This window comes from Aliihoeflea aestuarii, assembly GCF_024105665.1.
Taxonomy (GTDB): domain Bacteria; phylum Pseudomonadota; class Alphaproteobacteria; order Rhizobiales; family Rhizobiaceae; genus Aliihoeflea; species Aliihoeflea aestuarii.
In genome coordinates this window covers 92,382-117,710 of record NZ_JAAAMK010000001.1, presented here as the reverse complement: position 1 = coordinate 117,710, position 25,329 = coordinate 92,382, and the positions used below count along the sequence as shown (strand labels likewise).

Below are 25,329 nucleotides of genomic sequence, written 5' to 3'. Positions count from 1 at the left end.
AAGCTCGCGGTTTCGCAGAGCCCGGGCGCGCTTACGGTCGGTTTACCACGTCGTCAATCAGATGAACTCGCACGTCTCCGCTGCCCGTCGGGATGCGCGGAAATCGCGTGCTTTATCCTTTCCTTAAACGCTGGATGCGACTGTGCAGGCAATGATGTCGACCCGCGAGAAGCGGGCCCCCCGTGTGCGAGTGCGTTGCGTTGAAATCAAGCGAAAGCCGTTCCTGCGACTGGATGGGCCGAATCCTCGGCTCCTGCGACCGGCTGGTCGACAGACGCCTGACGGACGACGTGACGCGGCCACGCCAGTCAAGGCTGCTCGCGACGCAGCTTGGCGCACCTTTCCTCCTGTCCGCCATCGCCGCTCCCGCTGCATTCGCGTCATGGGGACCGAATGCTGCACTGGCGGCCGCTGCGGCCATTTTCGCGCTTTGCCTTGTCAATGTCGTCATGCTGGCGAGCGGCCGGTATTTCCGCCCGGTCGCCTGGGCCGGGGTTGGATTGGCGCTTGGCGTCGGTGCGCTGACGGTCGTCGGAGGCGCGCCCGTCGCGGTTCTTCTGCTTCTTGGCTTGGTGCTCGCCGGACAGATGGCTTGGGTGACGGCTGCGGGCGGGGCGGCGCAGGCGAAAATCGAGCCAGATCTCGCCGAGCGCATAAATGCGGTCGTCCTGCGCATGACGCGCGAGGGCGAAGTTTTGTCGGCATCGCATCAGGCAAGGACGATCCTGCGGCTCGACCCGGATATTCTCGCCGGCTCCGGCCTGTTCGAACGGGTGCGAGTGAGCGACCGGGTCAAGCTTCTATGCGCGCTCTCATCAGACGGCGATGCCGCGCCAAATCTTTTCATAACGCTTCGTATACCCGGCGCGCTGCCGGGAGACGTCGCCTATCTTCATGTCGGCCTCGAATTGCTGCGCGATCCGACCGGCTGGACCGTCATCCTGCGCGATGCGAGCGAGATGGGTGAATTGCAGACCTCACTCGACAATGCGATGGACGAGGCGGCCGGGCTCGAAGCAGCCAAAAGCCGTTTCCTTGCTGCGGTCAGCCACGAACTGCGCACGCCGCTCAACGCGATCATCGGCTTTTCCGAAATGCTGCTGCATCAGGATGTGTCGGGCCCGCTTCCCGTCAAGCAGGCCGAGCATGTCACGCTCATCCGCGAGGCGGGGCATCATCTTCTGTCGATCGTAAACTCGATCCTCGATGTCTCCAAGATCGAGGCCGGGGCCTACAAGATCCATCCCGAACCGTTCGAAGTGGCGGGCGCCATCGACCTTGCGCTGGCGCTGCTCGACGGACAGGCGACCGAAAAAGGCGTGACGCTGGCCAACATGGCGTGCGGCGATGCCGGTCTTTTGGACGCCGACCAGCGCGCCGTGCACCAGATCCTGCTGAACCTCGTCTCGAATGCGGTCAAGTTCACGCCGCAGGGCGGCAGCGTTTCGGTTTCGGCAAGCCGCATGGCTGACCGGATGTCGATCACCGTCGCCGATACGGGCATCGGGATCGCGGCCACCGATCTCGAAGGGCTCGGCAAGCCGTTCGCACAAGTTCAGAACGATTACACCCGCAAATTCGAGGGAACCGGTCTTGGCCTGTCGCTCGTCAAGGGACTCGTCGCATTGCACGATGGCGACCTGTCGATCGAAAGCGCGCCGGGCGAGGGGACGACGGTGACGGTTCGGCTGCCCCTTGCATGCGACAGCGCGGACGTCACCGACATAAACACTCTGATGACTGGAAATGGACTGAAGACACATGGCACGTTCCGCAAAATCGCGTAAGCGCAAGCAGAGCCCGGGTCTGCTCGCGACGGGATTGGCGGCGACGGGCCGGGCGATCGCCGAGCGGCCCGTCGTGGTCGGTGGATTGACGGCCTTTGCCATCACATTCGCCTTCGTCGCAGCGAACGCTATCTGGTATCAGCCGCATCCTCACAAGAGCGCGTTTTTCGAAACACGCCACATGTCGCCGCGCGTGCCGGCCGAACCGGTCGATGTGACGCGGCTCGAAATCGAACCGGCACCTGCTACCGCACCCAAGCTCGACCTTCCTGCCGAAACGGTCGCGCCGTCGCCGGCCGCGCGACCGCAGGCCAATCCGGCACAAACCGATCCCCGGCTTGAAGACCCCGCACCGGATGCCCGTGCGGCTGTGGTGGCCGAGGTTCAGCGCGTGCTTGCCGAACTCGATCTCTACAAGGGCGCCATCGACGGCCTGACCGGCCCCCAGACCAACGCTGCCGTCGCGACCTATCGCCAGACGCTCGGACTGCCCGAGGACGGCGGCATCGATTCCGAGCTTCTGCGTCATCTGGGGACGAACGGACAGGCTGAACAGGAAAACACGCCGGTCGAAGCAGCGCGTTCGGGGACAGATCAGATTCAGACTGCCTCCGCGCCGTCATCAGGCGAGCAGCGCGTGATGCGGATACAGGCCGGGCTGCGCGCCTTCGGCAATCAGAGCATCGATCTCGACGGCCAGGTCGGTCCACGCACCGAATCGGCGATCCTCGAATTTCAAAGCCTGTTCGGGTTGCCGGAAACGGGAATGCCGGATGAGGCGACCTATGAAAAAATGAGGGAAATCGGCCTCACCAGCTAAGGCCATTGCCATGCGCGTCACCACCGATCTTTGGGTTTCCGCCGTTTTGAGGCGCGTGTTCGCTGCCGGCGGCTACGGAGCCGTGATCAAGCGCGGGGCAAGCGAGGCGGGCGCTGTTTTCGTCATCGTCCGTTCACGCTTCGGGACCGCAACGCTTCATGCGCCGCGTGCTCAATCCGACTATGCACAGGCGCGTCCGGACGACCGCATGTTTTCGCCCGTTCTGACGGATGTCGACGACGACGCCATCGAGGCGCGGCTGGAGAAGGAAAGACGTTTCGACCCCGATCTGTGGGTCATCGAGATCGAAGCGGATGCGCGACTGGTCGAAGAGCTTTTGTGATCAATTCGAACTGCGACGCAGGGGGATCGGCGCTGCGGGCGTCGCAGAACTGGACGCATCGCCGTAATCCTCGATGAAGGCGCGGATCGATGCGGCCGTCCCGAAGCGATAGGGCTGCGACGCGGATACGACCAGATACGCCTGCTCGACGCTGAGGGACAGCCCTTTAAGCGCTTGCGTCAAACGCGACTGGTCCGTATCGGCGATCAGGCCGGCGGCGTCGTGCTCATCGATCCCGGCAAGGCTGGCGAGGGTCCGGCGCACGAGCGACGGATTGCCTGTCAGGGCGGCCGCGCGCAGCTTGAGATAGGCTGACGGAGCTTCCGGCCAGCGCGCCGTCATATCGCGCTCGGGTGATTTCACCATCATCGCTCGCAGGCGATCGAGCATCGCCGGCGGGGACGATGTCGCCTCCGTCTCATCCGCCTTCGGGCTTGTCTTCAATGTTTCGATCAGGCGGGCAATACGCGGATCGAGCTCGCGCCGACGCTCGATGGCAAGCGCATGGCCAAGGCCGTGACGGCCGATGAGCGACAGAAGATCGATGTCGCGCAAGGCGTTCGAGCGCACCAGAAGCGGCGCGCAGATATCGACCGGCTCGGCGCAAAGCCGGCGTACGAGCACGGCGGGCGGGTGCAGGCATTCCGATAGCGCCGCGGCCACGAAGCGCAGCGTCTGGCGGGAGACGTCAGCCAGAAGCGGCTCCGCCAGATCCTCGATCTGGGCGATCTCCTGACGCGAAGGTCTTTGAATGGAGCAGAAGGCGGAGACGGCCGCCCGCAAAAGCCTGTCCGACTTCGTGCTTTGTGAACTGGAGGCGAACTGCCTGAACTCGACGCTGGACAATTTTTACGCCCGATCTGCGGATACTCGAACTCTCGGACGCCGAACAAGACGCGCCCCTTTCGTTCAACTTAGCGCAAATGCGTTATGCACTTATTAACCGTGCCGGCCGCATACGGGCTTTGGAGGCGTTGCGTAAGCTCCCCGATAGATCGAGCATCGGGCCATCCAGCGACCGAGATCGCCGGTTCGACGCTCACAAATTGCGAGCAACGACCATGGCGACGATCATCAAGTTTCCGCCCCCATCTGCCGCTCATTCTCCGCACACCAGCAAGGACGGTGCGAGGATCATTCTGTTTCCGGGAGTTCGGTACGAACGACTTTCGGACAGTCCGACGCGAAAGCCGCGTATCGCACGCCGCCGAAAGAACGCCTGACCGTCAGCTTCTGAGGCCGCAGTTCAGTCCGGCAAGATAGCGCGCGACGGTGGGCTCGAAGGTGGGATCGGGCACGAAGGCGCGCACGACCACGATGCCTTCCCCGATATTAGTCTCGACGAAGACGGCCGTGCCCAGATCGTCCGCCGGCGTGTTGCGCAACTCGGTCAGTTGCGCGGAGGTCGCCACCAGGAAATCCAGCGCGTTCCCGCTCGACGTGCGGTCGTTGATCGAAAAGATGTTCTGCCCCGACCGATCGTAGATGGACATCGACCAATAGGGGACGGTGCCGTCCGCCTGAAGATGGACGATCCCCTCCGACAGATCGATACGGCAGGCGGCCGCCTCGAACAGCGGGTCGGGAAGATGGAGCATGTTGATGCCGGATGCCGGATCGATGCGCGCCACTTCGTAGAAATCGGCCCGTCCTTCCAGCCGTGCCCAGACATCGCCCTCGGTTACATATGGAATGAGCAGCAGGATCACGCCATGGACGATACCCGCGCCGACGATGCCAACGATGAGCGCGCGCAGGAAACTACCCATCGCAGCGCTCCCTTACGATGCGCGGCAAGGCCACATCGGCGAAGTCGGCCGTGCCGATCGTCGGCGTGTCATAGACCGCAAGCACGAGGCGGTAGGCGCCGTCCGTCTCGATCCGCAACCAATTGCCCGGTGCCGGATGACGCGAAACAGTGATCGTGGAGGCTCCGGTCGAATCGCGAAGAAGAGCCAGCGAATGGCTGGAATGCGTCGTCGGCGACATGCCCGGTCCGATTGGGTGTAGGGTCCAGAAGCGGGACGCGGGTACGCTGCCCGCAACGACATAGTCGCAATTGCCGCGGAGAAGCGCACCCGTCGAATCCCGCGCCGCCACGAATTGTGCGCCTTCGGACGAGCCGAGCGCGAGTTTGCCTTCACGGGCAAAGCGGGCCTTGGCATAGGGATCGGCCTCGGGCGTGCCTTCCGTCGGATTGACCGTCCACTGGCCGACGGTCAGCGCACCGAAATCCTGAACCTCCTCCATCATCCACCAAACGCTGCCCGCACCGCCGCCGATGGCGATGACGAGCGTGAGCGTGATGAGGAAAAGCGATTTCAGCATGGCTTTGACGGTTCGCAGAATCGAAGGGCGACAGGGGCAAGCCGTCCGCCTTTACACCAGACACTGCTGAAAATCATGCGGCGGATCAAAGCGACGAAAGCGTTTCGGGACGATTGGGCAGACGCACGACGGGCGCTTGCCGGAAGGCGTCGGACATGTCGACGAGAACCCTTGTCGTCCGGTTGGACAGAAGGGCGGGACGCTCTTCCTGTTCAGTGGTCTGCCCATCCGATGGATCGGCAGCGCTCGACGCCACCAGCGTCTGGTCGATGAACGGGTCGGCGATGCCGGGGATCGGCTTCAGTTCGACATTCTGGTGGGCGTAGGCCATCAGGCGCTGCCAGGTCATCGCCGGAAGCGAGCCGCCGGTCATGTTGTTGGTCTGGGAAAAATCGTCGTTCCCCATCCAGACGGCGGCCGTGTAATTGCCGGTGAAGCCGACATACCAGGCATCGCGGTATCCCTGCGTCGTTCCCGTCTTGCCGGCAGACCGGATGCCGGGCAGGGCGCCGCGCCGTGCGGTTCCCCATTCGGGAATCTGGACCAGAATGGAGTTGAGAGACGCCAGTGCCTCGGGCGAGATCGCCCGGTGCGGCGGTGGTGCGTCGCGGCCGAAATCGTAGACCACATCGCCCGAATGGGTGAGCAACTGGTTGACGCCATGCCGCGTCCCGGCATAGCCGCCATCGGCGAGCGTGTTGTAGGCGGTCGCCTGATCCATCACCGTGATGCTCGATGTGCCGAGCACCATTGTCTTGTGCGTGCTGATTTCGGATTCGACACCCATCGCATTGGCTATGTCGCGGATCGGTTCGGTTCCGATATGCTCGCGTGCGAGCCGCACCGGCACCGTGTTGATCGAGCGCACCAGCGCCTCGGTGAGTGTCATGCGGCCGGAAAACCGGCGCGCGTAGTTTTGCGGCGACCAGCCGTTCCAGTTGATCGGGCCGTCGGAGATGACGGATTGCGGCGTGAAGCCCGCCTCCATTGCCGCGGCATAGACGTAGGTCTTGAAAGAGGAGCCGGTCTGACGCAGGGCGCGCGTTGCGCGGTTGAACTGGCTGCGGCCGTAGTCGCGCCCGCCGACCATCGCGCGCACGGCCCCGTTGTTTTCGAGCAGGACGATCGCGCCTTCGCTGACGCGATAGTCCGAACCGTGCTGGCGAAGATGAAATTCGAGCGATTCCTCGGCCGCGCGCTGCATGCCAAGATCGATGGTCGTTCGCGCAACGAGTGCATGCGGGCCGTCTCGCGGCGCGATCTTCTTGACCTCTTCGAACGCCCAGTCGAGGAAGTAGTCGGGGCTGTCCTGACTGCCGCGATCGACCGGCGTTGCCGGTCGCAGCCGCGCCGAAAGCACTTCGCCCTCAGCCATCATGCCGCTGTCGACCAGATTGTTCAAAACGACGTTGGCGCGCCCGCGCGCGGCCGGCAGGTTGATGTGCGGCGCGTAGTTGCCCGGCGCCTTGAACAGGCCTGCGAGCATCGCCGCTTCGGCGAGCGTCACATCCTTGAGCGGCTTGTCGAAATAAAAATCGGCTGCAGCCGCCACGCCGAACGTGCCGCCGCCCATATAGCCCCGGTCGAGATAAAGCTGGAGGATTTCTTTCTTCGACAGATTGGCTTCGAGCCAAAGCGCGAGGAAGGCTTCCTTGATCTTGCGCTCCATGGAGCGCTCGTTGGTCAGGAACAGATTCTTGGCGAGCTGCTGGGTGAGAGTGGAGCCGCCCTGCACGACCGAATTGGCGCGCACATTCTGCGACATGGCGCGCCCGAGGCCGATCACGTCGATGCCGAAATGCTCGAAGAACCGGCGGTCCTCGGTCGCCAGCACCGCCTTGATGAGATGATCAGGCATCTCGTCGACCGGAACGGAATCGCGCTGGATGATGCCGCGCTGGCCGATCTCGGCGCCGTAACGGTCGAGGAAAGTGACGGCGTATTCGCCCTGGCTGCGCCAGTCGCGCTCCGTTTCCTCGAAAGCGGGCATGGCAAGCGCCAGAATGACGATCGCGCCGGCCGTGCCCATCGTGAAGGCTTCGCTGGAAAGTTCGACCACGCCGCGCCGCCAGCCGGTGACCCTGAAACGGCGAAAGAAGATGGTGACGTTTTCCCAGCGCTCGCGTGCACGAAAGCCCGCTTCGTAGAGCGACGAATCGATCCATGCGTCGAGCGCAAGCAGGCGGCCGGGTCTCGGCGCCTTCTTCTTGCGTTCTTTGAATAGGTTCTTCATCGACACGTTACGCCCACGCCAAATCGCTTTCCTCGATCCTGCAACCAGGACGCGAAAGCGATATGCCCCTTGCGAGACGGATTGTCGTTCAAATCCGGGCCGCTCACAAGGGCTGCCTCATGGTTCGCCACGCTATCGTGAACGGACGCGGTGCCTGCGTCGCGTTCCGGCAACACTCTCCTATCGGCAGGTCGATTGCAGAAATATAGGAATTTATTCTTGACACCGTGACGGTTCCGATATAGTGTTCGTGCATGGTCGCATTATTGCGGCTGCGGCGGGCGGACCGCTTCGCCGCACATCATCTCACGACAATCCATATGAGGGATTAATGGGAAGCGCGGAACGCGTTCTCGCAGCCATCAGGCATATCCATGAGGGCGGCGAGCCGACCCTGGAAAGGCTTGCGACGATCGCGGGCCGGTCGGTGCGTTTCTTGGAGGCGCGGGCGCAGGCCGAAACCTGGCGCGTCGCCTCTTCAAGCAGCCTGACGGAACGACGCCGACGCATCGAGATCCAATATGACCGGCTGATCTCCGAGATCGAGCGGCTGACGCTCGGCAGCGAGGAAGGGGAGGGACTGACGTTCGACAAGGGGCGCGTCGACACCATCATGGCGATGGTGAAGGCGCTCGAAAAAATCGGCGAAACCATGCGCTCCGACGAGGACGCAAAAGACAAACAGATAAAAGACGATGCCGAACTTGCAGCCGCTCTCAAGCGGATCGACGACAAAATCCACGAAATCGCCCGGTATCATGCAGCCGGAATGGGCGCAGGAGAATCTGGATGCCTATAGCGAGGCGCTGACGCGGGGCGAATGGTTTTCGACAGCGCATCCGGCACAGTATCCGATTCGCTCGCTCAAGCCGACCTGGCTGGTGCTAGGCGGGCGCGGCGCGGGAAAGACGCGGCTCGGAACCGAATGGGTGAACGCGCTTGTGAGGGGGTTGCCACCCTTCGGGCGAAAAACCAGGGACATGCGGATAGCATTGATCGGTGAGACCCTCGGCGACGTGCGCGAGGTGATGGTCGAGGGGCCATCGGGACTTGTCGCTCAGGCGCGGCGAAACCGGCCACGCTATGAAGCGGGACGCCGACGGCTCGTCTGGGACTCCGGCGCGGTCGCCTATGCGTTTTCCTCCGAAGATCCCGAAAGCCTGCGCGGGCCGCAATTCCATGCCGCTTGGTGCGATGAACTTGCCAAATGGCGGCATCCGCAGGCGTGTTTCGATATGCTGCAATTCGGATTACGGCTCGGCGAGCGGCCGACGCAGATCATCACCACGACGCCGCGCCCGCTGCCTCTGGTGAAGGCGCTGATCGCCGACCCGGACGTGACCGTGACGCGGCTGAAGACGACGGACAATCGTGCGAACCTCGCGTCCGGGTTTATCGATGCAATCCGCAAGCGCTATGCGGGCTCGCGGCTCGAACGCCAGGAACTCGATGGCGAACTGATCGAGGATCGCGACGGCGCGCTGTGGTCGCGCGCACAGATCGAAACGGCGGTGCCGGGCGAGCGGATGGGCCTGACGCGGATCGTCGTCGCGGTCGATCCGCCGGCAAGTTCGGGAAAGGCGGCCGATGCGTGCGGAATCGTCGTCGCCGGACTGGCCGAAGACGGTCGTGCGGTGGTGCTGGAGGATGCAACGGTGCAGGGGCTGAAGCCGCAAGGGTGGGCCGCGCGCATCGTCGAGGCTTTTCATCGCCACGAGGCCGATTGTGTGGTCGCCGAGGTCAATCAGGGCGGTGACATGGTCGGGGCAGTGCTTTCCGCGATCGATGCGACCCTGCCGGTGAAGCCGGTGCGGGCGACGCGTGGGAAATGGCTGCGTGCCGAACCGGTCGCCGCGCTCTACCATCAGGGAAAGGTGGTGCATGGGCGCCGCTTTCCCGAACTCGAAGACGAGATGTGCGATTTCGGGCCGGACGGGTTGTCGAACGGGCGTTCGCCGGATCGTCTCGACGCACTCGTCTGGGCGCTGAACGAACTCTTTTTGGGCCGTGGCCACGAGCCGCGCATCCGCAAACTTACCTGAAGGACATCGATATGGGATGGAACTGGCCTTGGGCGGCACGCTCCGGGGATGGCGGCGCGCGCCTGGAAACGCGTTCGGCGGGGATGTCGCCGGGGTTCGTGGCGCTTCATCTGCATGGCGATGCGGTGTGGACGCGCGGCGACTATGCGGCGCTGGCGCGCGAAGGTTTCATGCGCAACCCGGTCGTCCATCGATCCGTCAGGATGATCGCGCAGGCGGCCGCGACGATCCCATTCCTGCTTTACGAGGACGGCGAGGAACTGAGCGATCACCCGCTTCTCGATCTCGTCGCACGCCCAAATACGCGCCAGTCGGGACCGAGTTTTCTCGAAAGTCTCTACGGACATCTGCTGATGGCCGGCAACGCCTATGCCGAGCTCGTGGAGACTGCGAGCAGCGCGCGGGAGTTGCACCTTCTGCGACCCGACCGGGTGACGGTTGCCGCAGATGCGGCAGGTTGGCCGGTGGCGCTCGAAGAGCGGCAGAGTGCCGGATTGCGGCGCGTGGCTTTGGGTCTGGGCGAGAATGGCGGATCGCATCATTTCGCGCTCTTCCATCCGCTCGACGATCACTACGGCTTCCCGCCATTGTTGGCGGCCTTGATGGCACTCGACGTGCACAACGCTACCGGGCGCTGGAACAAGGCGCTGCTGGATAATTCCGCCCGGCCTTCCGGTGCGCTCGTCTATGCGCCGAAGGATGGCGGCAACCTGACCGACGAGCAGTATGAGCGGCTGAAGAGCGAGCTTGAGGACGGGTATTCGGGCGCGGTGCGGGCCGGGCGGCCGCTTCTTCTGGAGGGCGGTCTCGAGTGGAAGGCGATGGGCCTGACGCCGAAGGACATGGATTTCATCGAAGCCAAGAACGCCGCTAGCCGCGACATTGCGCTCGCCTTCGGCATTCCGCCGATGATGCTCGGCATTCCCGGCGACAATACCTATGCGAACTATCAGGAGGCGAACCGGGCGTTCTATCGCCTGACGGTGCTGCCGCTGGTGGAGCGCATCGCGCAGGAACTGGGCGGTTGGCTTGGACCGCGCTTCGGACGGCGGCTCAAGCTTGGCTACGATGCCGACCGGATCGAGGGATTGTCGGTCGAACGCGAGGCGCTGTGGGCACGCATCAGCGGCGCAGATTTCCTGACCGATGACGAAAAGCGCGAGGCGGTCGGCTATGGGCCGCGCGCGCTCGGCTGAGGAGGCCGATATGACTCAAGGGTATGAGACGGCCTGGTTGTGGGCCGCAAAGCTTGCCGGCGCGATCGCCGGCTCGGCGATATCGGTCGCCTATGTTCTGCCGCGCGGTCGCCGCGAGGCGGCGTTGCGCTTTACGGTCGGTGTCGTCAGCGGACTGATCTTCGGTGGTGCGGCGGGGCTCAAGATCGCATCGGAACTCGATGTCGGGACCGGGCTCGGTGTGTTCGAGATCATGCTGATGGGATCGGCCGCCTCCAGCCTCAGCGCCTGGTGGGCGCTCGGCCTCGTCATGCGGATGTTCGAGCGCGGCGGGGCGCGGGGTGAGAGGTAGTTTGGACCGCGCGGGTTTGGAAGGTTGAGGCATGGACCCCTGTGACGAGCACAGGGGTGAGGGCGGGAAGGGTGATGGAGCCCGTCAGCGTCGGCGATTGGCACAACCAGTCATCCCGTCACCCCTGTGCTCGTCACAGGGGTCCATGCCTCGCCATTGGGCAGGATCAGTTCCTAAACGAAAGCAATCATATGAGCCAATACGGCAAGATAGAGCTTGAGCGAAAGCTGATCGACGTTTCGATCGACAGCGTCGGCGACGACGGAAGGTTCGAAGGCTATGCGAGCCTGTTCGACAGGGTCGACATGAGCCGTGACATCGTCGAGCGAGGCGCGTTCGCCAAGGCGATTGCGCGCCGGGGCGCGGGCGGCGTGCGCATGCTGTTCCAGCACGACCCGGCACAGCCGATCGGCGCGTGGACATCGATTGCGGAAGACGAATACGGGCTGAAGGTGCGGGGTCGCCTGTCGCCCGGATCGGATAAGGCGCGCGAGGTGCGCGCGCTGATCCGTGACGGGGCGCTCGACGGCTTGTCGATCGGCTTCAAGGTGGCGCGTGGGCGTACCGATCCGAAGACGGGCATCCGGCACATCAGGGAAGCGGATTTGTGGGAGATTTCCGTCGTGACTTTCCCCATGCAGGAAGGTGCACGGATTTCCCTCAATGGCGAGGGACTGCCGACCACACGGGAATTCGAGCGCTGGCTGACGCGGGACGCGCGGCTGACGCGGAAGGAGGCAAGGCATGTGGTCTCCCACGGCTTTGCCAGTTTGCGGCGCGAGCGGGACGCTGCGCCGGCGGGAACGACGGCACTGGCGGAGGCGATCCGCAGGGCCGCACATCAGATCAACGAAAGGACAAATCTTCGATGAACCATTCCATCGAGACCAAGGCGGCCGGCGGCGAGATCGCGGATGCCTTCGACGAATTCATGACCATTTTCGGCGCGTTTCGCGAAGCCAATGACGGTCGGCTGGCGCAGATCGAAAAGCGCATGAGCGCCGACGTTTTGTCGACCGACAAGGTCGACCGCCTGTCGAGCGCGCTCGATCAGCAGAAGCGTGCGCTGGACGAACTGACCTTGAAGAAGGCACGGCCGCATCTGGGCGGTGCGGGCGCGACGGCGGCGTCGCTGGAGCACAAGCATGCCTTCGAGGCCTATGTGCGCGGCGGCGAGGATCGCAGCCTGCGCACGCTCGAACAGAAGGCGATGAGCTACGGGTCGGGCCAGGATGGCGGCTATCTCGTGCCCGACGAGATCGAGACGGCGATCGGCGCGCGGCTGCGTGAATTGTCGCCGATCCGCTCGATCGCGACGGTTCGGCAGGTGTCGGGCGCCGTTCTTAAAAAGCCGTTTGCGGTGAACGGCCCGGCGGTCGGCTGGGTCGGTGAGACGGCGGCGCGTCCGCAGACGGATACGGCGGCATTGCAGGAGTTGCAGTTCCCGACGATGGAACTCTACGCCATGCCGGCGGCGACGGCGGCCTTGCTGGAGGATTCGGTCGTCGATCTCGATGCCTGGATCACGGCCGAGGTCGAGACGGCGTTTGCCGAGCAGGAAGGCGCTGCCTTCGTCAATGGTGCCGGCGTCAACAAGCCGCGCGGCTTCCTCGATTATGGCAGCGTCGCGGAAGCGGACTGGCAGTGGGGCAGCCTTGGCCACATCGCAACCGGTATCGACGGCACGCTGCCTGCGGACGACGCCTCCGACGTGCTGATCGACACGATCTACGCGCTGAAGAGCGGTTACCGGCAGAACGCGAACTGGGTGATGAACAGGCGCACGCAGGCCGCGATCCGCAAGCTGAAGGACGCCGACGGCAACTATCTGTGGCAGCCGCCGGCGACGGCTGGTGCGCGCGCCCTGCTGATGGGCTTCTCGGTGGTCGAGGCCGAGGATATGCCGGACATCGGCAGTGAAGCAACGCCGATCGCCTTTGGTGATTTCGGTCGCGGTTATCTCGTGGTCGACCGGGCGGGTGTGCGCATATTGCGCGATCCGTATTCGGCCAAACCGTATGTTCTGTTCTACGTGACCAAGCGCGTCGGCGGCGGCGTTCAGGACTTCGACGCGATCAAGCTGGTGAAGTTCGCCGCAGCGTGAAGCGGTTTTCTTTTGCTCAATCGAGCCCCGGCAAGCGATTGCCGGGGCTTTTTCACTTTCGACAATCGAGGTGGCGATGACCGCATTTCGAACGACCGGCCCTGAGGCCGAACCGGTAACGCTGGCCGAGACGAAGGCGCATCTGCGCCTCCAGCATGACAGCGAGGACGAACTGGTGAGCGGCCTCATCCGCGCGGCGCGTGAGGAGGTCGAAAGGGCGACGGGGCTGGCACTTTTGAACCAGACATGGCGCAAGGTGCTCGATGCGCTGCCGCGCGACCGCGTCGTCAGGCTGACGCCGTCGCCGGTGCGCGAGGTTCTGTCCGTGACGGTGTTCGGCGAGGACGGCGAAGGCTCGCTCGTCGAACCGGCGCACTTTGCTATTGATATGGCGTCGCGCCCCGCCCGCGTCGTGTTTCGCCAGCCGCTGGCGCCGCGCGCGGCGCTCAACGGTATCGAGATCGACTACGCCGCCGGCCACGGAGAGGCGGGTGCGGACGTGCCTGATCTTTTGAAGCGCGCCATGCTGGTGCTCGTGGCGCACTGGTACGAGTTTCGCGGTGTCGGCGGAGCGTCGGCACAGCCGATGTCATATCCATCCGGCTATGACCGCTTGATCGCGCCGTTCAGGCAAAGGCGGATCGCATGAAAACCGAATTCATCGATCCGGGCAGGTTGCGAACGGAATTGGCGGTTGAGGACGTCATCGCAACCGGCGACGGCGCCGGTGGTGTGGTGGAGACATGGGTGGAAGTGGCATTGCTCTTCGCCCATGTCGAGCCGATGCGGGCGCGGCCGCGCTTCGGGGCCGATCAGCATCAGGTGGATGTCACGCATCGAATAACGATCCGCCATCGCGACGGCATTCAGCGGCGCATGCGGTTTCGGAACCGGGATCGCATTTTTGAGATCAGATCGCTTGTCGATCCCGACGAGACCGGGCGTTATTTGGTTTTCGAAACGCGCGAGGTGGGGTGATGAAGACCGCGATCCATATCACCATGTACGACCTGATCCGCAGCCTGCGTTCCACCCTTCACGGGATGGCGGACGACGTTGCGACGGGCTACCGTCGCGGCGGGTACCGACGCGAGCGCGACCGGGAGGAGGCAGACGATGACCGCCGCCGCACTTGAACTGCAAAAGGCGATTTTCACGAAGCTGGTCGAAAATGTGGAACTTGCAACCCTCATGGGCGAGGTGCGCTTGTATGATCAGGCACCGGCCAATGCGCCCTTTCCTTACCTGACCTTCGGACGGACGAGCGTCTACGATTGGTCGACCGATACGGAAAGCGGCGGCGAGCATCTCGTCACCATCCATGCGTGGTCGAAAGAACGCGGCAAGTCCGAGTGCCATGCGCTTCTGGATGCCGTGCGCATCGCGCTGGACGATGCGGCACTGGCGATCGACGGGCATGTCCTTGTTCGGCTCGGCGCCGAATATGGCGAGGTTCGCTATGAGGACGATCACGACGTCAATCACGGCCTCGCACGCTTTCGCGCGCTGATCGACACCGCCTGATCTTCAATCACATCTTAAAATTCAAGACCTGGAGACCTTCATGGTTGCTCAAAAGGGCAAGGACCTTTTGCTGAAGCTCGACCCGAATGGGGAGGGCGTGTTCGTCACGATTGCGGGTTTACGTACCAAGCGGCTGGCGTTCAATTCCGAAACGGTCGACGTAACCAATGCCGATTCAGCCGGGCGCTGGCGCGAGCTTCTTGCCGGCGCGGGCGTGCAGCGGGCTTCGGTCAGCGGCTCGGGGATATTCAAGGACCAGGCGTCCGACACGCTCTTGCGCGAGCGCTTCTTCAACGGTGCGATCTCGGTCTGGCAACTCGCCATTCCAAGCTTCGGCGTAATCGAAGGATCGTTCCAGATCACCTCGCTCGAATATGCGGGTAACCACGACGGTGAAGTGACCTTCGAGGCGGCGCTGGAATCGGCCGGCATGCTTGCCTTTACGGAGGCGGCATGAGCGCGAACCATCGACGGGGCGAGATCGTCGCGACGTTCGACGGCCGGGAGTGGCGGCTTTGCCTGACGCTGGGCGCGCTGGCCGAACTGGAAACGTGCTTCGAGGCGTGTGATCTGGGCATGCTCGTGGAGCGCTTCACCACCGGCCGGCTGTCTGCGACCGATATGGCGAAGATCATCGGCGCGGGGTTGCGTGGAGCGGGGAACGCGGTCGCGGACGACGAGGTGTTCGCCATGCAGCATGAAGATGGCGTGACGGGTTTCGCCACGGTCGTCACAGATCTCCTGACAGCCACATTCGGCGGGGAGCAGACTGCCGCAAACCCTTGATCGCCGCAGCAGCGCCGACGAGCTGGTTTCCGTGGGACGATGTTCTGGAAACCGGCCTCGGCCTGCTGCGGCTGAGCCCGGCGGTCTTCTGGGCGATGACGCCGCGTGAATTCGCCTTCAGCGCCGGGCTGGTCCGCAAGCGGACGCCGGCACCGGAACGCGATGATTTGCAGGCGCTCATGGCCCGCTTTCCCGACATTTGAGGAGTGCTTCACCGATGGACGACAAGTTCACCGTGTCGATCAACGCCGATACCGCGCCGTTTGCCGCGGCCCTTTCCAATCTCGAAAAACTGTCGTCGCGTTTCGGCGATCAACTGAGCGGCGCGCTGCGGTCGGCGACCGTCAGCGGGCGTTCGCTCGACGACATCCTTCGTCGGATCGGCCTCAACCTTGCCGGAATGGCGCTTAGTCAGGGCCTGAAGCCGCTGGGTGGCGTGGCTTCGAGCGCACTGTCCGGTATTTTCGGCGGGTTGCGCGGCATCGTGCCGTTCGCCAGAGGTGGCGTGCCGGGCTCGATCACCCCTTTCGCACAGGGCGGGGTGGTTTCGAGCCCGACGCTGTTCCCGATGGGACGGCAGACCGGGCTGATGGGCGAGGCGGGCGCGGAAGCGATCCTGCCCTTGCAGCGATCCGCCGACGGACGGCTGGGCATTGCCGCAAGCGGTGGCGGCGGCGTGAACGTCGTCTTCAACGTGACCGCAAACGATGCGGCGTCCTTCCGCAAGTCGGAAGCGCAGATCACCGGCATGCTCGCTCGCGCCGTTTCGCGCGGCGCGCGGAGCATGTGAGGCGGCGATGGAAAGTTTTCACCACGTGCAGTTTCCGACTGCGATTTCATTCGGTGCAACGGGCGGCCCCGAGCGCCGCGTCGAAATCGTGACCATGACATCGGGACGAGAGCAACGCAATTTGCGGCAAAGCCGGTCACGCCGCAGATTCGACGCCGGAACGGGCGTGCGTGCGCTCGACGATCTGTCCGAGATCGTCGCCTTCTTCGAAGCAAGGCGCGGCGCCTTTCACGCCTTCAGGTTTCGCGATCCGTTCGACCACCGCTCTTGCGGGCCGGGCGTGGAGCCTTTGGCAACGGATCAGGTGATCGGGCTCGGCGACGGGGAGCGGACGCAGTTTCGGCTGACCAAAGCCTATGGGCGAGATGCGGATGCCTATCTGCGCGATATCACGCTTCCGGTGGTCGGATCAGTGAGCGTGGCAGTCGACGGGTTCGCGCTCGATCCCATAGGATTCAGTGTGGATGAATTATCGGGCACGGTCACGCTGGCGCAGCCGCCTGCCGCGAATGCCGTCGTTTCGGCCGGGTTCCTGTTCGACCTTGCCGCGCGTTTCGATGCCGACCGGCTTGAGGTCAGCCTGTCGACGTTCAAGGCCGGGCAGATTCCGACGATCCCGATCGTGGAGGTGTTCGCATGAGCGATATGATCACAACCTTCTGCTTCTGCTGGCGCGTGACGAAGACCGACGGGCAGGTCCTGGGCTTCACCGATCACGATCGGCGGCTCGATTTTCAGGACACGCCATTCGAGCCGCAATCGGGTTTTTCGCAAAGCGAGGCACAGTCATCGCTCGGGCTGGCGGTCGATACCGCCGAGATTGAGGGTGCGCTTTCCTCTGACCGGCTTTCGGAACAGGATATCGATGCCGGGCTGTTCGACGGGGCGAAGGTGGAAACCTTCAAAGTGGACTGGCGCGATCCCGATGCGGCGAAGCTGATCCGCGTTTCGGCGATCGGTAAAATCATACGCCGCGACGGAACGCTGGTTGCCGAACTCGAAAGCCTGACCCGCAATCTCGACCGGCCCGCGGGGCGATATTTGCGACGCAGTTGCGATGCCGAACTCGGCGACGTGCGTTGCGGCGTACAAATGTCCGGAGCCTCGATGATGGCGCAAGGGACCGTCATCGCGCGGCAGGGTGATGCAACCTATGAAGTAGCCGGGCTGGACGGCTTTGCCGATGGCTGGTTCACGGCAGGTCATCTGAAGGCCGGCAGCATGTCAGTGCGCGTCACCAATCACCGCCGCGCGACGGCGGGGGTCTTGGTGAGCCTCGCGAAGGGCCGCGAACTTGAAGCGGGCGCGGTATTTTCCATTCGGGTCGGATGCGACAAGAGCTTCGCGACCTGCCGGGACAAGTTTTCCAACACGGCGAATTTTCGCGGATTTCCGCATCTGCCGGGCAACGACGCGGCCTATGGCTATGTAAACGAAGACGGCGTGTTCGATGGCGGAGCATTCGTGCCATGAGGCGTGACGACGCGCTTGCCGAGGCGATGCGCTGGATCGGCACACCCTATCGACATCAAGGCTCGCGTCTTGGCGTTGGGTGCGATTGTCTCGGCCTCGTCAGGGGTATCTGGCGCGCGCTTTACGGGAGCGAGCCGGAGGCGCTGCCCGTTTATTCGCCCGATTGGGCTGAAGCGAGCGCCGACGATCCGCTGATCGAGGCGGCGCGGCGTCACATGGCGGAGATCGATCCGTGCGCGGCGCAGCCCGGCGATCTGCTCGTCTTTCGATGGCGCCGTCACCTGCCGGCGAAGCATCTGGGCATCGCGGCCGAAAACGATGCGCTGATCCATGCCTATGAGGGACATTCGGTGGCGGTTTCGCCGCTGGTGCCAAGCTGGCGGTCGCGGATCGCCGCAGCTTTCATCTTTCCATCCTGATCGAGGATTTCGATGGCGACTATCGTTCTTCAGGCTGCCGGGACGTTTCTCGGCGGTTATCTCGGCACTGTCGGGGCCGCGATCGGTTCGGCCGCCGGCGCGCTTGGCGGTTATTTGATCGACCGCGCGCTGATCAACGGCACGCAAAGGTTCGAAGGCCCGCGCCTGTCGGCAATGCGTCCGTTTCAGGCCGAAGAAGGCGTTCCGCTGCCGCAGGTCTACGGCACAGCGCGCATCGGCGGCAATCTGATCTGGGCAACGCGTTTCGAGGAGGAAAGCCGGACGGAACGCCAGGGCGGAAAAGGCGGCGGCGCGAAGGCGACCACGTACAGCTATTTCGCGAATGCCGCCTTCGCGCTTTGCGAGGGCGAGATCGCCGGCGTCCGGCGCATCTGGGCGGACGGGCGGGAGATCGAGCGCGAACGCTTCGACATCAGGATCCATACGGGAAGCGAAACCCAGCAGCCCGATCCGTTGATCACCGCTAGGCAGGTGAACACGCCCGCCTATCGCGGCGTCGCTTATGTCGTGTTCGACCGGTTTCCCGTCAGTGACTACGGCAATCGGCTTCCGCAGTTTCAGTTCGAGGTGATCCGTCCGGTCGGCGCCTATCAAAAGGATGTGCGCGCGGTCTGTCTCATCCCCGGATCGACGGAATACGGACTGTCGCCGGTGGAGATCACGCGCGGCGGCGTTGCCGGGCAGACGGACGCCGTCAATCGCCACATTCTTCATGCGGGAAGCGACATCGAAGCATCGCTCGACGAATTGCAGGCGGTGTTTCCCGGTCTGAAACATGTCGCGCTGGTTGTCACATGGTTCGGTGACGATCTGCGTGCGGGTAGCTGCCGCGTTCGGCCAGGCGTGACGCAGAACAATCCGGCCGGGTTCTCGCAGGATTGGAGCGTGTCAGGTGTATCGCGCGGGACTGCATATCGCGTGTCGCAGATCGGAAGCGCGGCAGCCTATGGCGGCACGCCAAGCGACAGATCCGTGATTGATGCGATCGCAGAGATCAAACGACGCGGCCTGAAGGTCACGCTTTATCCCTTCATCATGATGGATGTGCCGGCCGGGAATGCGTTCCCCGATCCCTATGGCGAAGCGTTCCAGCCGCCCTATCCCTGGCGTGGACGGATCACCTGCCACCCCGCACCGGACCTGCCTGGCACGCCGGACAAGTCTGAGAGCGCACGCGTTGCGGTCGCCGATTTCGTCGGAGCCGTTGCGCCCGGTGACATCGTCACCACCGCGCTGGGTATCGGGTGCCTGCGTCCGGGTGACTGGGGATATCGCCGGCTCGTCCTGCATTATGCGAAGCTCGCGCAGCGGGCGGGCGGCGTGGAGGCATTTCTGCTCGGCTCCGAACTGAGGGGGCTGACGACGCTGCGCGACGGCGCCAATCGCTTTCCGTTCGTCGAAACATTGTGCGAACTTGCCGGCGAAGTGTCAGCGATGCTGCCGGAAGCGCGCATCAGCTATGGAGCCGACTGGAGCGAATATTTCGGTCATCAGCCGGCCGATGGATATGGCGACGTCTTTTTCCATCTCGACGAACTTTGGGCACATCCCGCGATATCGGCCGTAGGCATAGACAATTACATGCCTCTTTCCGATTGGCGCGACGGCGACGAGGCGGGCGTCAATCCGGACGGCTTCACCAATTCATGCGACCGGGATGGCCTGCTTGCCGGCGTCACGCGCGGCGAAGGGTACGACTATTTCTATGCCTCGATCGGGGATCGGCTGGATCGTCGGCGAACACCGATCAGCGATGGCGCCTACGGCAAGGATTGGGTGTTCCGCTACAAGGATATCCGGTCCTGGTGGGAAAACCCTCATTTCAACCGAATCGGCGGCGTTGAACTGACGGAGCCGACCGCTTGGGTGCCGCGTTCCAAGCCGGTCTGGATGACGGAAATCGGCTGTCCGGCCATCGACAAAGGGGCGAACCAGCCGAACGTCTTTCCCGACCCCAAAAGTTCGGAGAATGCCTCACCCTACTTCTCCGACGGATCACGCAGAGATATCGCACCGGTGCGATATCTCGAGGCGCATCATGCGGCGTGGCAACCCGGAAACCCGCTCTTCGACGCGCGTCGCAACCCCGTCGCCGATCTTGAAGGAAGCCGGATGGTCGATCCGGACAGGCTCTATCTCTGGGCATGGGATGCGCGACCTTTTCCGGCCTTTCCAAGCTTTGGTTCGGTCTGGGCCGATGGGGCGAACTGGCTTCTCGGGCATTGGTTGAACGGCCGGGCAAGCGGTGTCGATATCGCGACATTGATCGAGGCGATCATGGAGCGGCATGGCCTGCCGTCGCCCGATATAAGCGACGTTCACCAGACGGCGTCAGGTTACGTCGTCGACGAACCGGGAACCGCGCGCGCGGCGTTGCAGCCGCTCGTTGACCTCTTCGGTCTGGTGGTCGTGGAGCGGGACGGAATCGTCTCGTTCAAAAATCCCGACATCACCGGACCCCGGACCGACCTGATCGAACTGGCCGACGATGGCGGCGTCGTGGTTGAAATCACGATGGATGCGGCGACGCAGACGGCGAGCGAGGTCGAAGTCGCCTATCGCGATCCGTTTCTCGATTATCAAAGCGCCCAACAGCGTGCGATTATCGATGAACCGGGCAGCGACAACCGCGTCCGACTGAGCTTTCCAGGCATGCTGGAGGGCGAGCAAGCCGCGGCGCTTGCGCGGAACTGGCTCGATCGTCACAGGCATAGCCGCGAGGTCGTCAGCTTTTCCGTTTCATCCGACAGCGTCGGCGCCGGCGATATCATCCGCCTTCCCGAACGACGCGGCGATCGCCTTTATCGTGTCGAGACGGTGGAGGAGGGGTTGACGGCGCGCATCCTCGCGCGGCGGACGGGACTGCGCGCAGCGCAGGGGTGGCAACCGGCGACGCCGCCGGAACGCCAGCCGCCGCTCATGCCCGGCCCACCCGACGCGATCCTGCTGGATCTTCCGGTCACGCCCGACAGTGAAGATGCGGCGACGCATGTCCGCATCGCGGTGGCCGCGCGGCCGTGGCGCAGTCATGTGCTTCACATAGGCACTGGCGAGAGCGGGTTTTCGCCGCGTGCGCGGATCGATCGTGTGGCCCGGATCGGGAGATTGGTCGAGGATGCGCCCACTGGTCGAAGCGGGCTAATCGATCGTGCAGGAACGTTGCGCGTGGAAATGGGCGCGGGCGCGCTTCAGTCGGTGGCGATGCTCGACATGCTCAACGGCGCGAATGCGGCGGCGCTCGAAGCTGCCGACGGGAACTGGGAGGTTTTGCAGTTTGCCGGCGCGGAAGAGGTCGAGCCCGGCATCTGGGTCTTGTCGAAGCTGCTGCGTGGCCAACTGGGCACCGAAGACGCGTCTGCATCCGGCGCTAGGGCGGGCGCGCGGTTCGTCATGCTTGACGGTGCCGTTGTGCCGGCCGGACTACGATCCGGTGAGATCGGCCGTGAACTGAACTGGCGATGCGGGCCGGTCGGCTACGACCTGTCGGATCGGTATGCAACCTCCATCGCCATGGCAGGCGGAATACGAGCGCTCCGCCCGCTCTCGCCGGTCCATCTGCGAAGCCGATGGATGGCCAACGGCGATCTCGAGTTCGGCTGGACCCGGCGCGGGCGCGTCGACGCTGATAGCTGGCTGGCGAGTGAAATTCCGCTGGGCGAGGACGAGGAACTTTACGCCGTTCAACTCATGCAGGGCGCGAATGTCTTTGCGTCGGCGGAACGTGCCGAACCGCATTGGCTCGTCCCGGCCACCGAAATCGCCGGCCACGGCGAAATCGTCTTGCGCGTCAGCCAGATGAGCCGGGCGGTGGGCGAAGGCGTCGCGGCGACGCGCGCATTCAACTTCAACATCTAGAGGAAAATCAGATGGATATAATCAAGCCCTGGTACATGTCGCGAACGATCTGGGCGTCGATCATCACTGTCGCAAGTGCTGGTGCGGCCGCCCTCGGCGTCCCGATCGATCCGGCGGACAGCGCCGTTCTAACCGACACCATTCTCCAGACGGTAGCGGCCGTTTCGGGACTGGTCGCGATTTTCGGCCGGTTGGCCGCGCGAACGCGGATCAGGTGAAGGTGCCAAAACTTCGCATGGCATTGTTCATTCCATGTTCAGCCGTGCTGTAATAAAACGTCATCCATGAAGAACACGTACATCCTCACTTTGGCGCTGGCCACTTTGATGACCTGGGGCGCAATCGTCCCGGCCTCGTCTGTGCCTGCGATGTCCACTGCCCCAGCGGCACCCGAGCGTGCGCTGTTCGTGCAGGGCGATTGCTATGCCATCGGCCAGCAGATCGCCGCACAGAACGGTGGCACGCTCGCCATGGCGACGCCGGAGGATCGTGGAGGGCAAAGGGTGTGCGTGATCGTGGTGCTGGTGCCCGGCCAGGACGGCCAGCGTCCGCGCCGTGCCGAATTCGTCGTGCCGATGTAATCTCGCGCATCGATTCGCCAAATCACGGGACCGAAATATGCGCATACTGGTCGTTGAAGACGACAAGGACTTGAACCGCCAGGTCAGCGAAGCGCTGATCGATGCCGGCTATGTCGTCGACCGCGCGTTCGACGGCGAGGAGGGTCATTTCCTCGGCGATACCGAGCCTTACGACGCAGTCGTTCTCGATATCGGACTGCCGCAGATGGATGGCATCAGCGTCATCGAGCGCTGGCGCCGTGACGGGCGCAAGATGCCGGTGCTGATGCTGACCGCGCGCGACCGCTGGAGCGACAAGGTCGCCGGTATCGATGCCGGCGCAGACGACTATGTCGCGAAGCCCTTCCACATCGAGGAGGTGCTTGCGCGCCTGCGCGCGCTGATCCGCCGTGCCGCCGGGCATGCCTCGTCGGAAATTTCCTGCGGCCCGCTGCGCCTCGATACCAAATCCTCCAAGGCCGATCTCGACGGGGTGCCGCTGCGCCTGACTTCGCACGAATTCCGCCTGCTCGCCTATCTGATGCATCATATGGGAGAGGTCGTTTCGCGCACCGAACTCGTCGAGCATCTCTACGATCAGGACTTCGACCGGGATTCGAACACGATCGAAGTCTTCGTCGGGCGGCTTCGCAAGAAGCTCGGCGTCGACATGATCGAAACGGTGCGTGGCATGGGCTATCGCATGCGCGAGCCAGCTCCGTGAGAAATCGATGGCGACGCCCGCATCGATGATCCCGCGCCGGCTGCGGCTCGGTTCGCTGACGGTACGCGTCATTGCGTTGTCGACGCTTTGGGCACTCCTGACGCTCGTGATCATCGCGACGGTGATTTCCACGCTGTTTCGTCAGGCGAGCGAACGCGGGTTCGAAAGTCTCCTTTCGGCGCATCTGTTCAACCTGATCAGCACGGTCAGCGTGACCGATGACGGCTGGTTGCAGGGGGCGCCGAATCTGGGCGATCTGCGGTTCACCATTCCGCGCTCGGGCTGGTACTGGTCGGTCGAGCCGATTTCCGAAGGATTGCGTGGATCGCTGCGGTCCATTTCGATGATAGAGACCGTGGAGGCACCATCCACGGCGGAAGTGCCTTTCGACAGGGAATTCCAGCGACGCTACGTGACGGTGGGGCTCAATGGCGAATTGCTGGAAGTGTTCGAAAGCGAATTCGTTCTCGACAATGCGGATCGCGTCGGCCGTTTCCGTGTCATGGGCAACAGGTCGGAACTGGAAGAAGAAATCGCCGATTTCGAGCGGCAGCTCTATTTCTACCTTGCTTTGTTCGGGCTGGGCATGATTGCGATCAATGCCATCGCAATCTGGGTGGGCTTGCGTCCTCTATCCCGTGTCCGGCGTGCTCTGGCCGAAATCCGTTCGGGAAATGCCACGCGCCTCGACGGCCGCTTTCCCGCGGAAATCGCGCCGCTTGCCGACGAGACGAACGCGCTGATCGAGAGCAACAGGCGAATCGTCGAACGCTCGCGAACGCAGGTCGGAAATCTCGCCCATTCGCTCAAGACACCTTTGGCCGTGCTCCTCAACGAAGGTTCAGCGATGGGCGGGCAGAAAGGATCGCTGATCGTCGGTCAGGCGACGGCCATGCAGTCGCAGGTAGAGCACTATCTCCAGCGCGCGCGCGTTGCCGCCCAGCGCGACAGCATCCTGTTTCGCACGCCCGTCGTGGCTACGCTCGAACGGCTCGTGCGCGTTATGTCCAAGCTGAACCGCCATCTCGACATCTCGCTCGACACGCCGGACGAGGAAATCATGTTCAGCGGCGAGAAGGAGGATTTCGAGGAACTTGTCGGCAACCTTCTCGAGAATGCGACGAAATGGGGGAAGTCGGTCGTATCGGTCTCGGTTGGCCGTATGGACGCGGAAGAGGCGAGAGGCTTCGTTCTCACGATCGAGGACGACGGGCCGGGAATTCCCGACGATCAGGCGAAGCTGGCGATGAAACGCGGACACAGGCTGGATGAGACGAAGCCCGGAACGGGGCTCGGACTGTCGATCGTTGCCGATCTGGTCAAGGAATATGGAGGCCATTTCGAGCTTGGCCGTTCCGAACTCGGTGGTCTCAAGGCAGTGATCCGTTTGCAACGCCAGCACGACGAACGCGACGATTGACGGCGCAGCCGATGACAAAGTTCGGCCAAGACCCTAGCTTAGGGAAACGCGCAAGCGTTGTTTTGTACAGGACCTGGTTTCGTAGATGATCTTTCGCTTTGCAGGAGTTGCGGCCGCGGCAATGTTGCTGGCCGGATGCATGTCTTCCACGTCAGGTGGCGGATCGTCGCTCGTTGGCGCTTTCGCGAGCTCAACGGGCACCCGTGCGGCTCAGCCGATGTCGGCTGATATCGCAGAGGCGATGGCCGGCGGACTTATCGGGCGGACGCTGGGCGGCGATCTTGAGCGCGCCGACAGTCAGCGCGCGCTCGAAGCCGAGTACCGCGCGCTCGAATATGCGGCATCCGGGCAGCCGGTCGCCTGGCAGGGCGGCGGACGTCTTTCCGGACAGGTAGTGGCTGCGCCGCCCTATCGCGTCGGTTCGCAAAATTGCCGCCAATATACGCACACCGTCAGCCAGAATGGCACCGAACGGGTCGGCAGGGGCACGGCCTGCCGCAATGATGACGGAAGCTGGACGCCGCTCGTCTGAAACGTCCACTATTGAAGCCGATACGAAAGGCCGCATCGCGC

Annotated in this window: 30 protein-coding genes; 26 read left to right on the top strand and 4 right to left on the bottom strand. The window is 63.5% G+C overall.

The window, feature by feature from the left end; translation table 11 throughout:
• The first annotated feature begins 200 nt into the window (after positions 1 to 200).
• The 3 genes from GTW25_RS00580 to GTW25_RS00570 are packed head-to-tail and all read left to right on the top strand — an operon-like array spanning position 201 to position 2,950.
• Complete coding sequence (locus GTW25_RS00580) at positions 201 to 1,787, top strand: sensor histidine kinase (RefSeq protein ID WP_252910051.1); 1,587 nt, start codon at positions 201 to 203, stop codon at positions 1,785 to 1,787.
• Positions 1,762 to 2,607: a peptidoglycan-binding domain-containing protein gene (locus tag GTW25_RS00575; RefSeq protein ID WP_252910050.1), complete on the top strand. Its 846-nt coding sequence runs from the start codon at positions 1,762 to 1,764 to the stop codon at positions 2,605 to 2,607. The genes GTW25_RS00580 and GTW25_RS00575 overlap by 26 nt, the downstream gene beginning before the upstream one ends.
• A 10-nt stretch (positions 2,608 to 2,617) precedes the next feature.
• On the top strand, positions 2,618 to 2,950 hold the full coding sequence (locus GTW25_RS00570) for a DUF1491 family protein (RefSeq protein WP_252910049.1): 333 nt from the start codon (positions 2,618 to 2,620) through the stop codon (positions 2,948 to 2,950).
• Here the strand turns inward: GTW25_RS00570 and GTW25_RS00565 are convergent, their stop codons facing one another.
• The 4 genes from GTW25_RS00565 to GTW25_RS00550 all read right to left on the bottom strand — a co-directional run bounded on the left by GTW25_RS00565 (position 2,951) and on the right by GTW25_RS00550 (position 7,511).
• Complete coding sequence (locus GTW25_RS00565) at positions 2,951 to 3,796, bottom strand: hypothetical protein (protein ID WP_252910048.1); 846 nt, start codon at positions 3,794 to 3,796, stop codon at positions 2,951 to 2,953.
• 380 nt (positions 3,797 to 4,176) lie between these two features.
• Positions 4,177 to 4,719, bottom strand: coding sequence for a DUF1254 domain-containing protein (locus GTW25_RS00560; protein WP_252910047.1), 543 nt, complete (start codon positions 4,717 to 4,719; stop codon positions 4,177 to 4,179).
• Entirely contained in the window at positions 4,712 to 5,278 is a 567-nt protein-coding gene (locus tag GTW25_RS00555; RefSeq protein WP_252910046.1) for a DUF1214 domain-containing protein, read from the bottom strand. The genes GTW25_RS00560 and GTW25_RS00555 overlap by 8 nt, the downstream gene beginning before the upstream one ends.
• A gap of 85 nt (positions 5,279 to 5,363) precedes the next feature.
• Positions 5,364 to 7,511: a transglycosylase domain-containing protein gene (locus GTW25_RS00550; protein WP_252910045.1), complete on the bottom strand. Its 2,148-nt coding sequence runs from the start codon at positions 7,509 to 7,511 to the stop codon at positions 5,364 to 5,366.
• A gap of 331 nt (positions 7,512 to 7,842) precedes the next feature.
• Here GTW25_RS00550 and GTW25_RS00545 point away from each other — a divergent pair, with 331 nt between their 5' ends.
• From GTW25_RS00545 to GTW25_RS00435, 23 genes are all read left to right on the top strand, one after another.
• Positions 7,843 to 8,310 (top strand): hypothetical protein, encoded by a 468-nt coding sequence (locus GTW25_RS00545; RefSeq protein WP_252910044.1) that lies wholly within the window; start codon positions 7,843 to 7,845, stop codon positions 8,308 to 8,310.
• Positions 8,270 to 9,553 (top strand): DNA-packaging protein, encoded by a 1,284-nt coding sequence (locus tag GTW25_RS00540; protein ID WP_252910043.1) that lies wholly within the window; start codon positions 8,270 to 8,272, stop codon positions 9,551 to 9,553. The genes GTW25_RS00545 and GTW25_RS00540 overlap by 41 nt, the downstream gene beginning before the upstream one ends.
• Positions 9,554 to 9,564: 11 nt before the next feature.
• Positions 9,565 to 10,749, top strand: a complete 1,185-nt coding sequence (locus GTW25_RS00535) for a phage portal protein (RefSeq protein WP_252910041.1) — start codon at positions 9,565 to 9,567, stop codon at positions 10,747 to 10,749.
• A gap of 10 nt (positions 10,750 to 10,759) precedes the next feature.
• Positions 10,760 to 11,080: a DUF6107 family protein gene (locus GTW25_RS00530; protein ID WP_290127836.1), complete on the top strand. Its 321-nt coding sequence runs from the start codon at positions 10,760 to 10,762 to the stop codon at positions 11,078 to 11,080.
• Positions 11,081 to 11,271: 191 nt separating this feature from the next.
• Positions 11,272 to 11,952: an HK97 family phage prohead protease gene (locus GTW25_RS00525; protein WP_252910040.1), complete on the top strand. Its 681-nt coding sequence runs from the start codon at positions 11,272 to 11,274 to the stop codon at positions 11,950 to 11,952.
• Positions 11,949 to 13,184, top strand: a complete 1,236-nt coding sequence (locus tag GTW25_RS00520; RefSeq protein WP_252910039.1) for a phage major capsid protein — start codon at positions 11,949 to 11,951, stop codon at positions 13,182 to 13,184. Before GTW25_RS00525 ends, GTW25_RS00520 begins: the two co-directional genes overlap by 4 nt.
• 76 nt (positions 13,185 to 13,260) lie before the next feature.
• Entirely contained in the window at positions 13,261 to 13,833 is a 573-nt protein-coding gene (locus GTW25_RS00515; RefSeq protein ID WP_252910038.1) for a head-tail connector protein, read from the top strand.
• The gene (locus tag GTW25_RS00510; RefSeq protein WP_252910036.1) at positions 13,830 to 14,162 is read left to right on the top strand and encodes a phage head closure protein; all 333 of its coding nucleotides are present in this window, start codon (positions 13,830 to 13,832) and stop codon (positions 14,160 to 14,162) included. The genes GTW25_RS00515 and GTW25_RS00510 overlap by 4 nt, the downstream gene beginning before the upstream one ends.
• The gene (locus tag GTW25_RS00505) at positions 14,162 to 14,320 is read left to right on the top strand and encodes a hypothetical protein (protein WP_252910034.1); all 159 of its coding nucleotides are present in this window, start codon (positions 14,162 to 14,164) and stop codon (positions 14,318 to 14,320) included. The genes GTW25_RS00510 and GTW25_RS00505 overlap by 1 nt, the downstream gene beginning before the upstream one ends.
• Entirely contained in the window at positions 14,301 to 14,708 is a 408-nt protein-coding gene (locus GTW25_RS00500; RefSeq protein WP_252910033.1) for a DUF3168 domain-containing protein, read from the top strand. Before GTW25_RS00505 ends, GTW25_RS00500 begins: the two co-directional genes overlap by 20 nt.
• Positions 14,709 to 14,748: 40 nt before the next feature.
• Complete coding sequence (locus GTW25_RS00495) at positions 14,749 to 15,165, top strand: phage major tail protein, TP901-1 family (RefSeq protein ID WP_252910032.1); 417 nt, start codon at positions 14,749 to 14,751, stop codon at positions 15,163 to 15,165.
• Positions 15,162 to 15,494 carry a gene transfer agent family protein gene (locus GTW25_RS00490; RefSeq protein ID WP_252910031.1) on the top strand — a complete coding sequence of 111 codons (333 nt, stop codon included), beginning with the start codon at positions 15,162 to 15,164 and terminating at the stop codon, positions 15,492 to 15,494. The genes GTW25_RS00495 and GTW25_RS00490 overlap by 4 nt, the downstream gene beginning before the upstream one ends.
• Positions 15,491 to 15,697: a rcc01693 family protein gene (locus tag GTW25_RS00485; protein WP_252910030.1), complete on the top strand. Its 207-nt coding sequence runs from the start codon at positions 15,491 to 15,493 to the stop codon at positions 15,695 to 15,697. Before GTW25_RS00490 ends, GTW25_RS00485 begins: the two co-directional genes overlap by 4 nt.
• 14 nt (positions 15,698 to 15,711) lie before the next feature.
• Positions 15,712 to 16,284 carry a phage tail tape measure protein gene (locus GTW25_RS00480; protein ID WP_252910028.1) on the top strand — a complete coding sequence of 191 codons (573 nt, stop codon included), beginning with the start codon at positions 15,712 to 15,714 and terminating at the stop codon, positions 16,282 to 16,284.
• A 7-nt stretch (positions 16,285 to 16,291) separates the two neighbouring features.
• Complete coding sequence (locus GTW25_RS00475; RefSeq protein ID WP_252910026.1) at positions 16,292 to 16,924, top strand: DUF2460 domain-containing protein; 633 nt, start codon at positions 16,292 to 16,294, stop codon at positions 16,922 to 16,924.
• Entirely contained in the window at positions 16,921 to 17,757 is an 837-nt protein-coding gene (locus tag GTW25_RS00470) for a phage/gene transfer agent baseplate hub protein (RefSeq protein WP_252910024.1), read from the top strand. The genes GTW25_RS00475 and GTW25_RS00470 overlap by 4 nt, the downstream gene beginning before the upstream one ends.
• Positions 17,754 to 18,176, top strand: a complete 423-nt coding sequence (locus tag GTW25_RS00465) for an NlpC/P60 family protein (RefSeq protein WP_252910022.1) — start codon at positions 17,754 to 17,756, stop codon at positions 18,174 to 18,176. The genes GTW25_RS00470 and GTW25_RS00465 overlap by 4 nt, the downstream gene beginning before the upstream one ends.
• A 12-nt stretch (positions 18,177 to 18,188) precedes the next feature.
• Positions 18,189 to 22,052 carry a baseplate multidomain protein megatron gene (locus GTW25_RS00460; RefSeq protein ID WP_252910020.1) on the top strand — a complete coding sequence of 1,288 codons (3,864 nt, stop codon included), beginning with the start codon at positions 18,189 to 18,191 and terminating at the stop codon, positions 22,050 to 22,052.
• A gap of 11 nt (positions 22,053 to 22,063) precedes the next feature.
• Complete coding sequence (locus GTW25_RS00455) at positions 22,064 to 22,270, top strand: hypothetical protein (protein WP_252910018.1); 207 nt, start codon at positions 22,064 to 22,066, stop codon at positions 22,268 to 22,270.
• 150 nt (positions 22,271 to 22,420) lie between these two features.
• Complete coding sequence (locus GTW25_RS00450) at positions 22,421 to 22,633, top strand: hypothetical protein (RefSeq protein WP_252910643.1); 213 nt, start codon at positions 22,421 to 22,423, stop codon at positions 22,631 to 22,633.
• A 37-nt stretch (positions 22,634 to 22,670) separates the two neighbouring features.
• Complete coding sequence (locus GTW25_RS00445; protein ID WP_252910016.1) at positions 22,671 to 23,336, top strand: response regulator transcription factor; 666 nt, start codon at positions 22,671 to 22,673, stop codon at positions 23,334 to 23,336.
• Positions 23,337 to 23,343: 7 nt separating this feature from the next.
• Entirely contained in the window at positions 23,344 to 24,756 is a 1,413-nt protein-coding gene (locus GTW25_RS00440; RefSeq protein WP_290127835.1) for an ATP-binding protein, read from the top strand.
• A gap of 85 nt (positions 24,757 to 24,841) precedes the next feature.
• Entirely contained in the window at positions 24,842 to 25,288 is a 447-nt protein-coding gene (locus tag GTW25_RS00435; RefSeq protein ID WP_252910015.1) for a hypothetical protein, read from the top strand.
• Positions 25,289 to 25,329 lie beyond the last annotated feature (41 nt).

What these genes read in the sequence shown, in the direction of transcription:
- GTW25_RS00550 (WP_252910045.1), bottom strand. Translation starts at nt 7,511, where the DNA reads ATGAAGAACCTATTCAAAGAACGCAAGAAGAAGGCGCCGAGACCCGGC.
- GTW25_RS00490 (WP_252910031.1), top strand. Translation starts at nt 15,162, where the DNA reads ATGAGCGCGAACCATCGACGGGGCGAGATCGTCGCGACGTTCGACGGC.
- GTW25_RS00545 (WP_252910044.1), top strand. Translation starts at nt 7,843, where the DNA reads ATGGGAAGCGCGGAACGCGTTCTCGCAGCCATCAGGCATATCCATGAG.
- GTW25_RS00560 (WP_252910047.1), bottom strand. Translation starts at nt 4,719, where the DNA reads ATGGGTAGTTTCCTGCGCGCGCTCATCGTTGGCATCGTCGGCGCGGGT.
- GTW25_RS00435 (WP_252910015.1), top strand. Translation starts at nt 24,842, where the DNA reads ATGATCTTTCGCTTTGCAGGAGTTGCGGCCGCGGCAATGTTGCTGGCC.
- GTW25_RS00505 (WP_252910034.1), top strand. Translation starts at nt 14,162, where the DNA reads ATGAAGACCGCGATCCATATCACCATGTACGACCTGATCCGCAGCCTG.
- GTW25_RS00465 (WP_252910022.1), top strand. Translation starts at nt 17,754, where the DNA reads ATGAGGCGTGACGACGCGCTTGCCGAGGCGATGCGCTGGATCGGCACA.
- GTW25_RS00575 (WP_252910050.1), top strand. Translation starts at nt 1,762, where the DNA reads ATGGCACGTTCCGCAAAATCGCGTAAGCGCAAGCAGAGCCCGGGTCTG.
- GTW25_RS00450 (WP_252910643.1), top strand. Translation starts at nt 22,421, where the DNA reads ATGTCCACTGCCCCAGCGGCACCCGAGCGTGCGCTGTTCGTGCAGGGC.
- GTW25_RS00510 (WP_252910036.1), top strand. Translation starts at nt 13,830, where the DNA reads ATGAAAACCGAATTCATCGATCCGGGCAGGTTGCGAACGGAATTGGCG.
- GTW25_RS00460 (WP_252910020.1), top strand. Translation starts at nt 18,189, where the DNA reads ATGGCGACTATCGTTCTTCAGGCTGCCGGGACGTTTCTCGGCGGTTAT.
- GTW25_RS00525 (WP_252910040.1), top strand. Translation starts at nt 11,272, where the DNA reads ATGAGCCAATACGGCAAGATAGAGCTTGAGCGAAAGCTGATCGACGTT.
- GTW25_RS00530 (WP_290127836.1), top strand. Translation starts at nt 10,760, where the DNA reads ATGACTCAAGGGTATGAGACGGCCTGGTTGTGGGCCGCAAAGCTTGCC.
- GTW25_RS00480 (WP_252910028.1), top strand. Translation starts at nt 15,712, where the DNA reads ATGGACGACAAGTTCACCGTGTCGATCAACGCCGATACCGCGCCGTTT.
- GTW25_RS00445 (WP_252910016.1), top strand. Translation starts at nt 22,671, where the DNA reads ATGCGCATACTGGTCGTTGAAGACGACAAGGACTTGAACCGCCAGGTC.
- GTW25_RS00535 (WP_252910041.1), top strand. Translation starts at nt 9,565, where the DNA reads ATGGGATGGAACTGGCCTTGGGCGGCACGCTCCGGGGATGGCGGCGCG.
- GTW25_RS00520 (WP_252910039.1), top strand. Translation starts at nt 11,949, where the DNA reads ATGAACCATTCCATCGAGACCAAGGCGGCCGGCGGCGAGATCGCGGAT.
- GTW25_RS00470 (WP_252910024.1), top strand. Translation starts at nt 16,921, where the DNA reads ATGAGCGATATGATCACAACCTTCTGCTTCTGCTGGCGCGTGACGAAG.
- GTW25_RS00475 (WP_252910026.1), top strand. Translation starts at nt 16,292, where the DNA reads ATGGAAAGTTTTCACCACGTGCAGTTTCCGACTGCGATTTCATTCGGT.
- GTW25_RS00440 (WP_290127835.1), top strand. Translation starts at nt 23,344, where the DNA reads ATGGCGACGCCCGCATCGATGATCCCGCGCCGGCTGCGGCTCGGTTCG.
- GTW25_RS00515 (WP_252910038.1), top strand. Translation starts at nt 13,261, where the DNA reads ATGACCGCATTTCGAACGACCGGCCCTGAGGCCGAACCGGTAACGCTG.
- GTW25_RS00555 (WP_252910046.1), bottom strand. Translation starts at nt 5,278, where the DNA reads ATGCTGAAATCGCTTTTCCTCATCACGCTCACGCTCGTCATCGCCATC.
- GTW25_RS00495 (WP_252910032.1), top strand. Translation starts at nt 14,749, where the DNA reads ATGGTTGCTCAAAAGGGCAAGGACCTTTTGCTGAAGCTCGACCCGAAT.
- GTW25_RS00540 (WP_252910043.1), top strand. Translation starts at nt 8,270, where the DNA reads ATGCAGCCGGAATGGGCGCAGGAGAATCTGGATGCCTATAGCGAGGCG.
- GTW25_RS00455 (WP_252910018.1), top strand. Translation starts at nt 22,064, where the DNA reads ATGGATATAATCAAGCCCTGGTACATGTCGCGAACGATCTGGGCGTCG.
- GTW25_RS00500 (WP_252910033.1), top strand. Translation starts at nt 14,301, where the DNA reads ATGACCGCCGCCGCACTTGAACTGCAAAAGGCGATTTTCACGAAGCTG.
- GTW25_RS00570 (WP_252910049.1), top strand. Translation starts at nt 2,618, where the DNA reads ATGCGCGTCACCACCGATCTTTGGGTTTCCGCCGTTTTGAGGCGCGTG.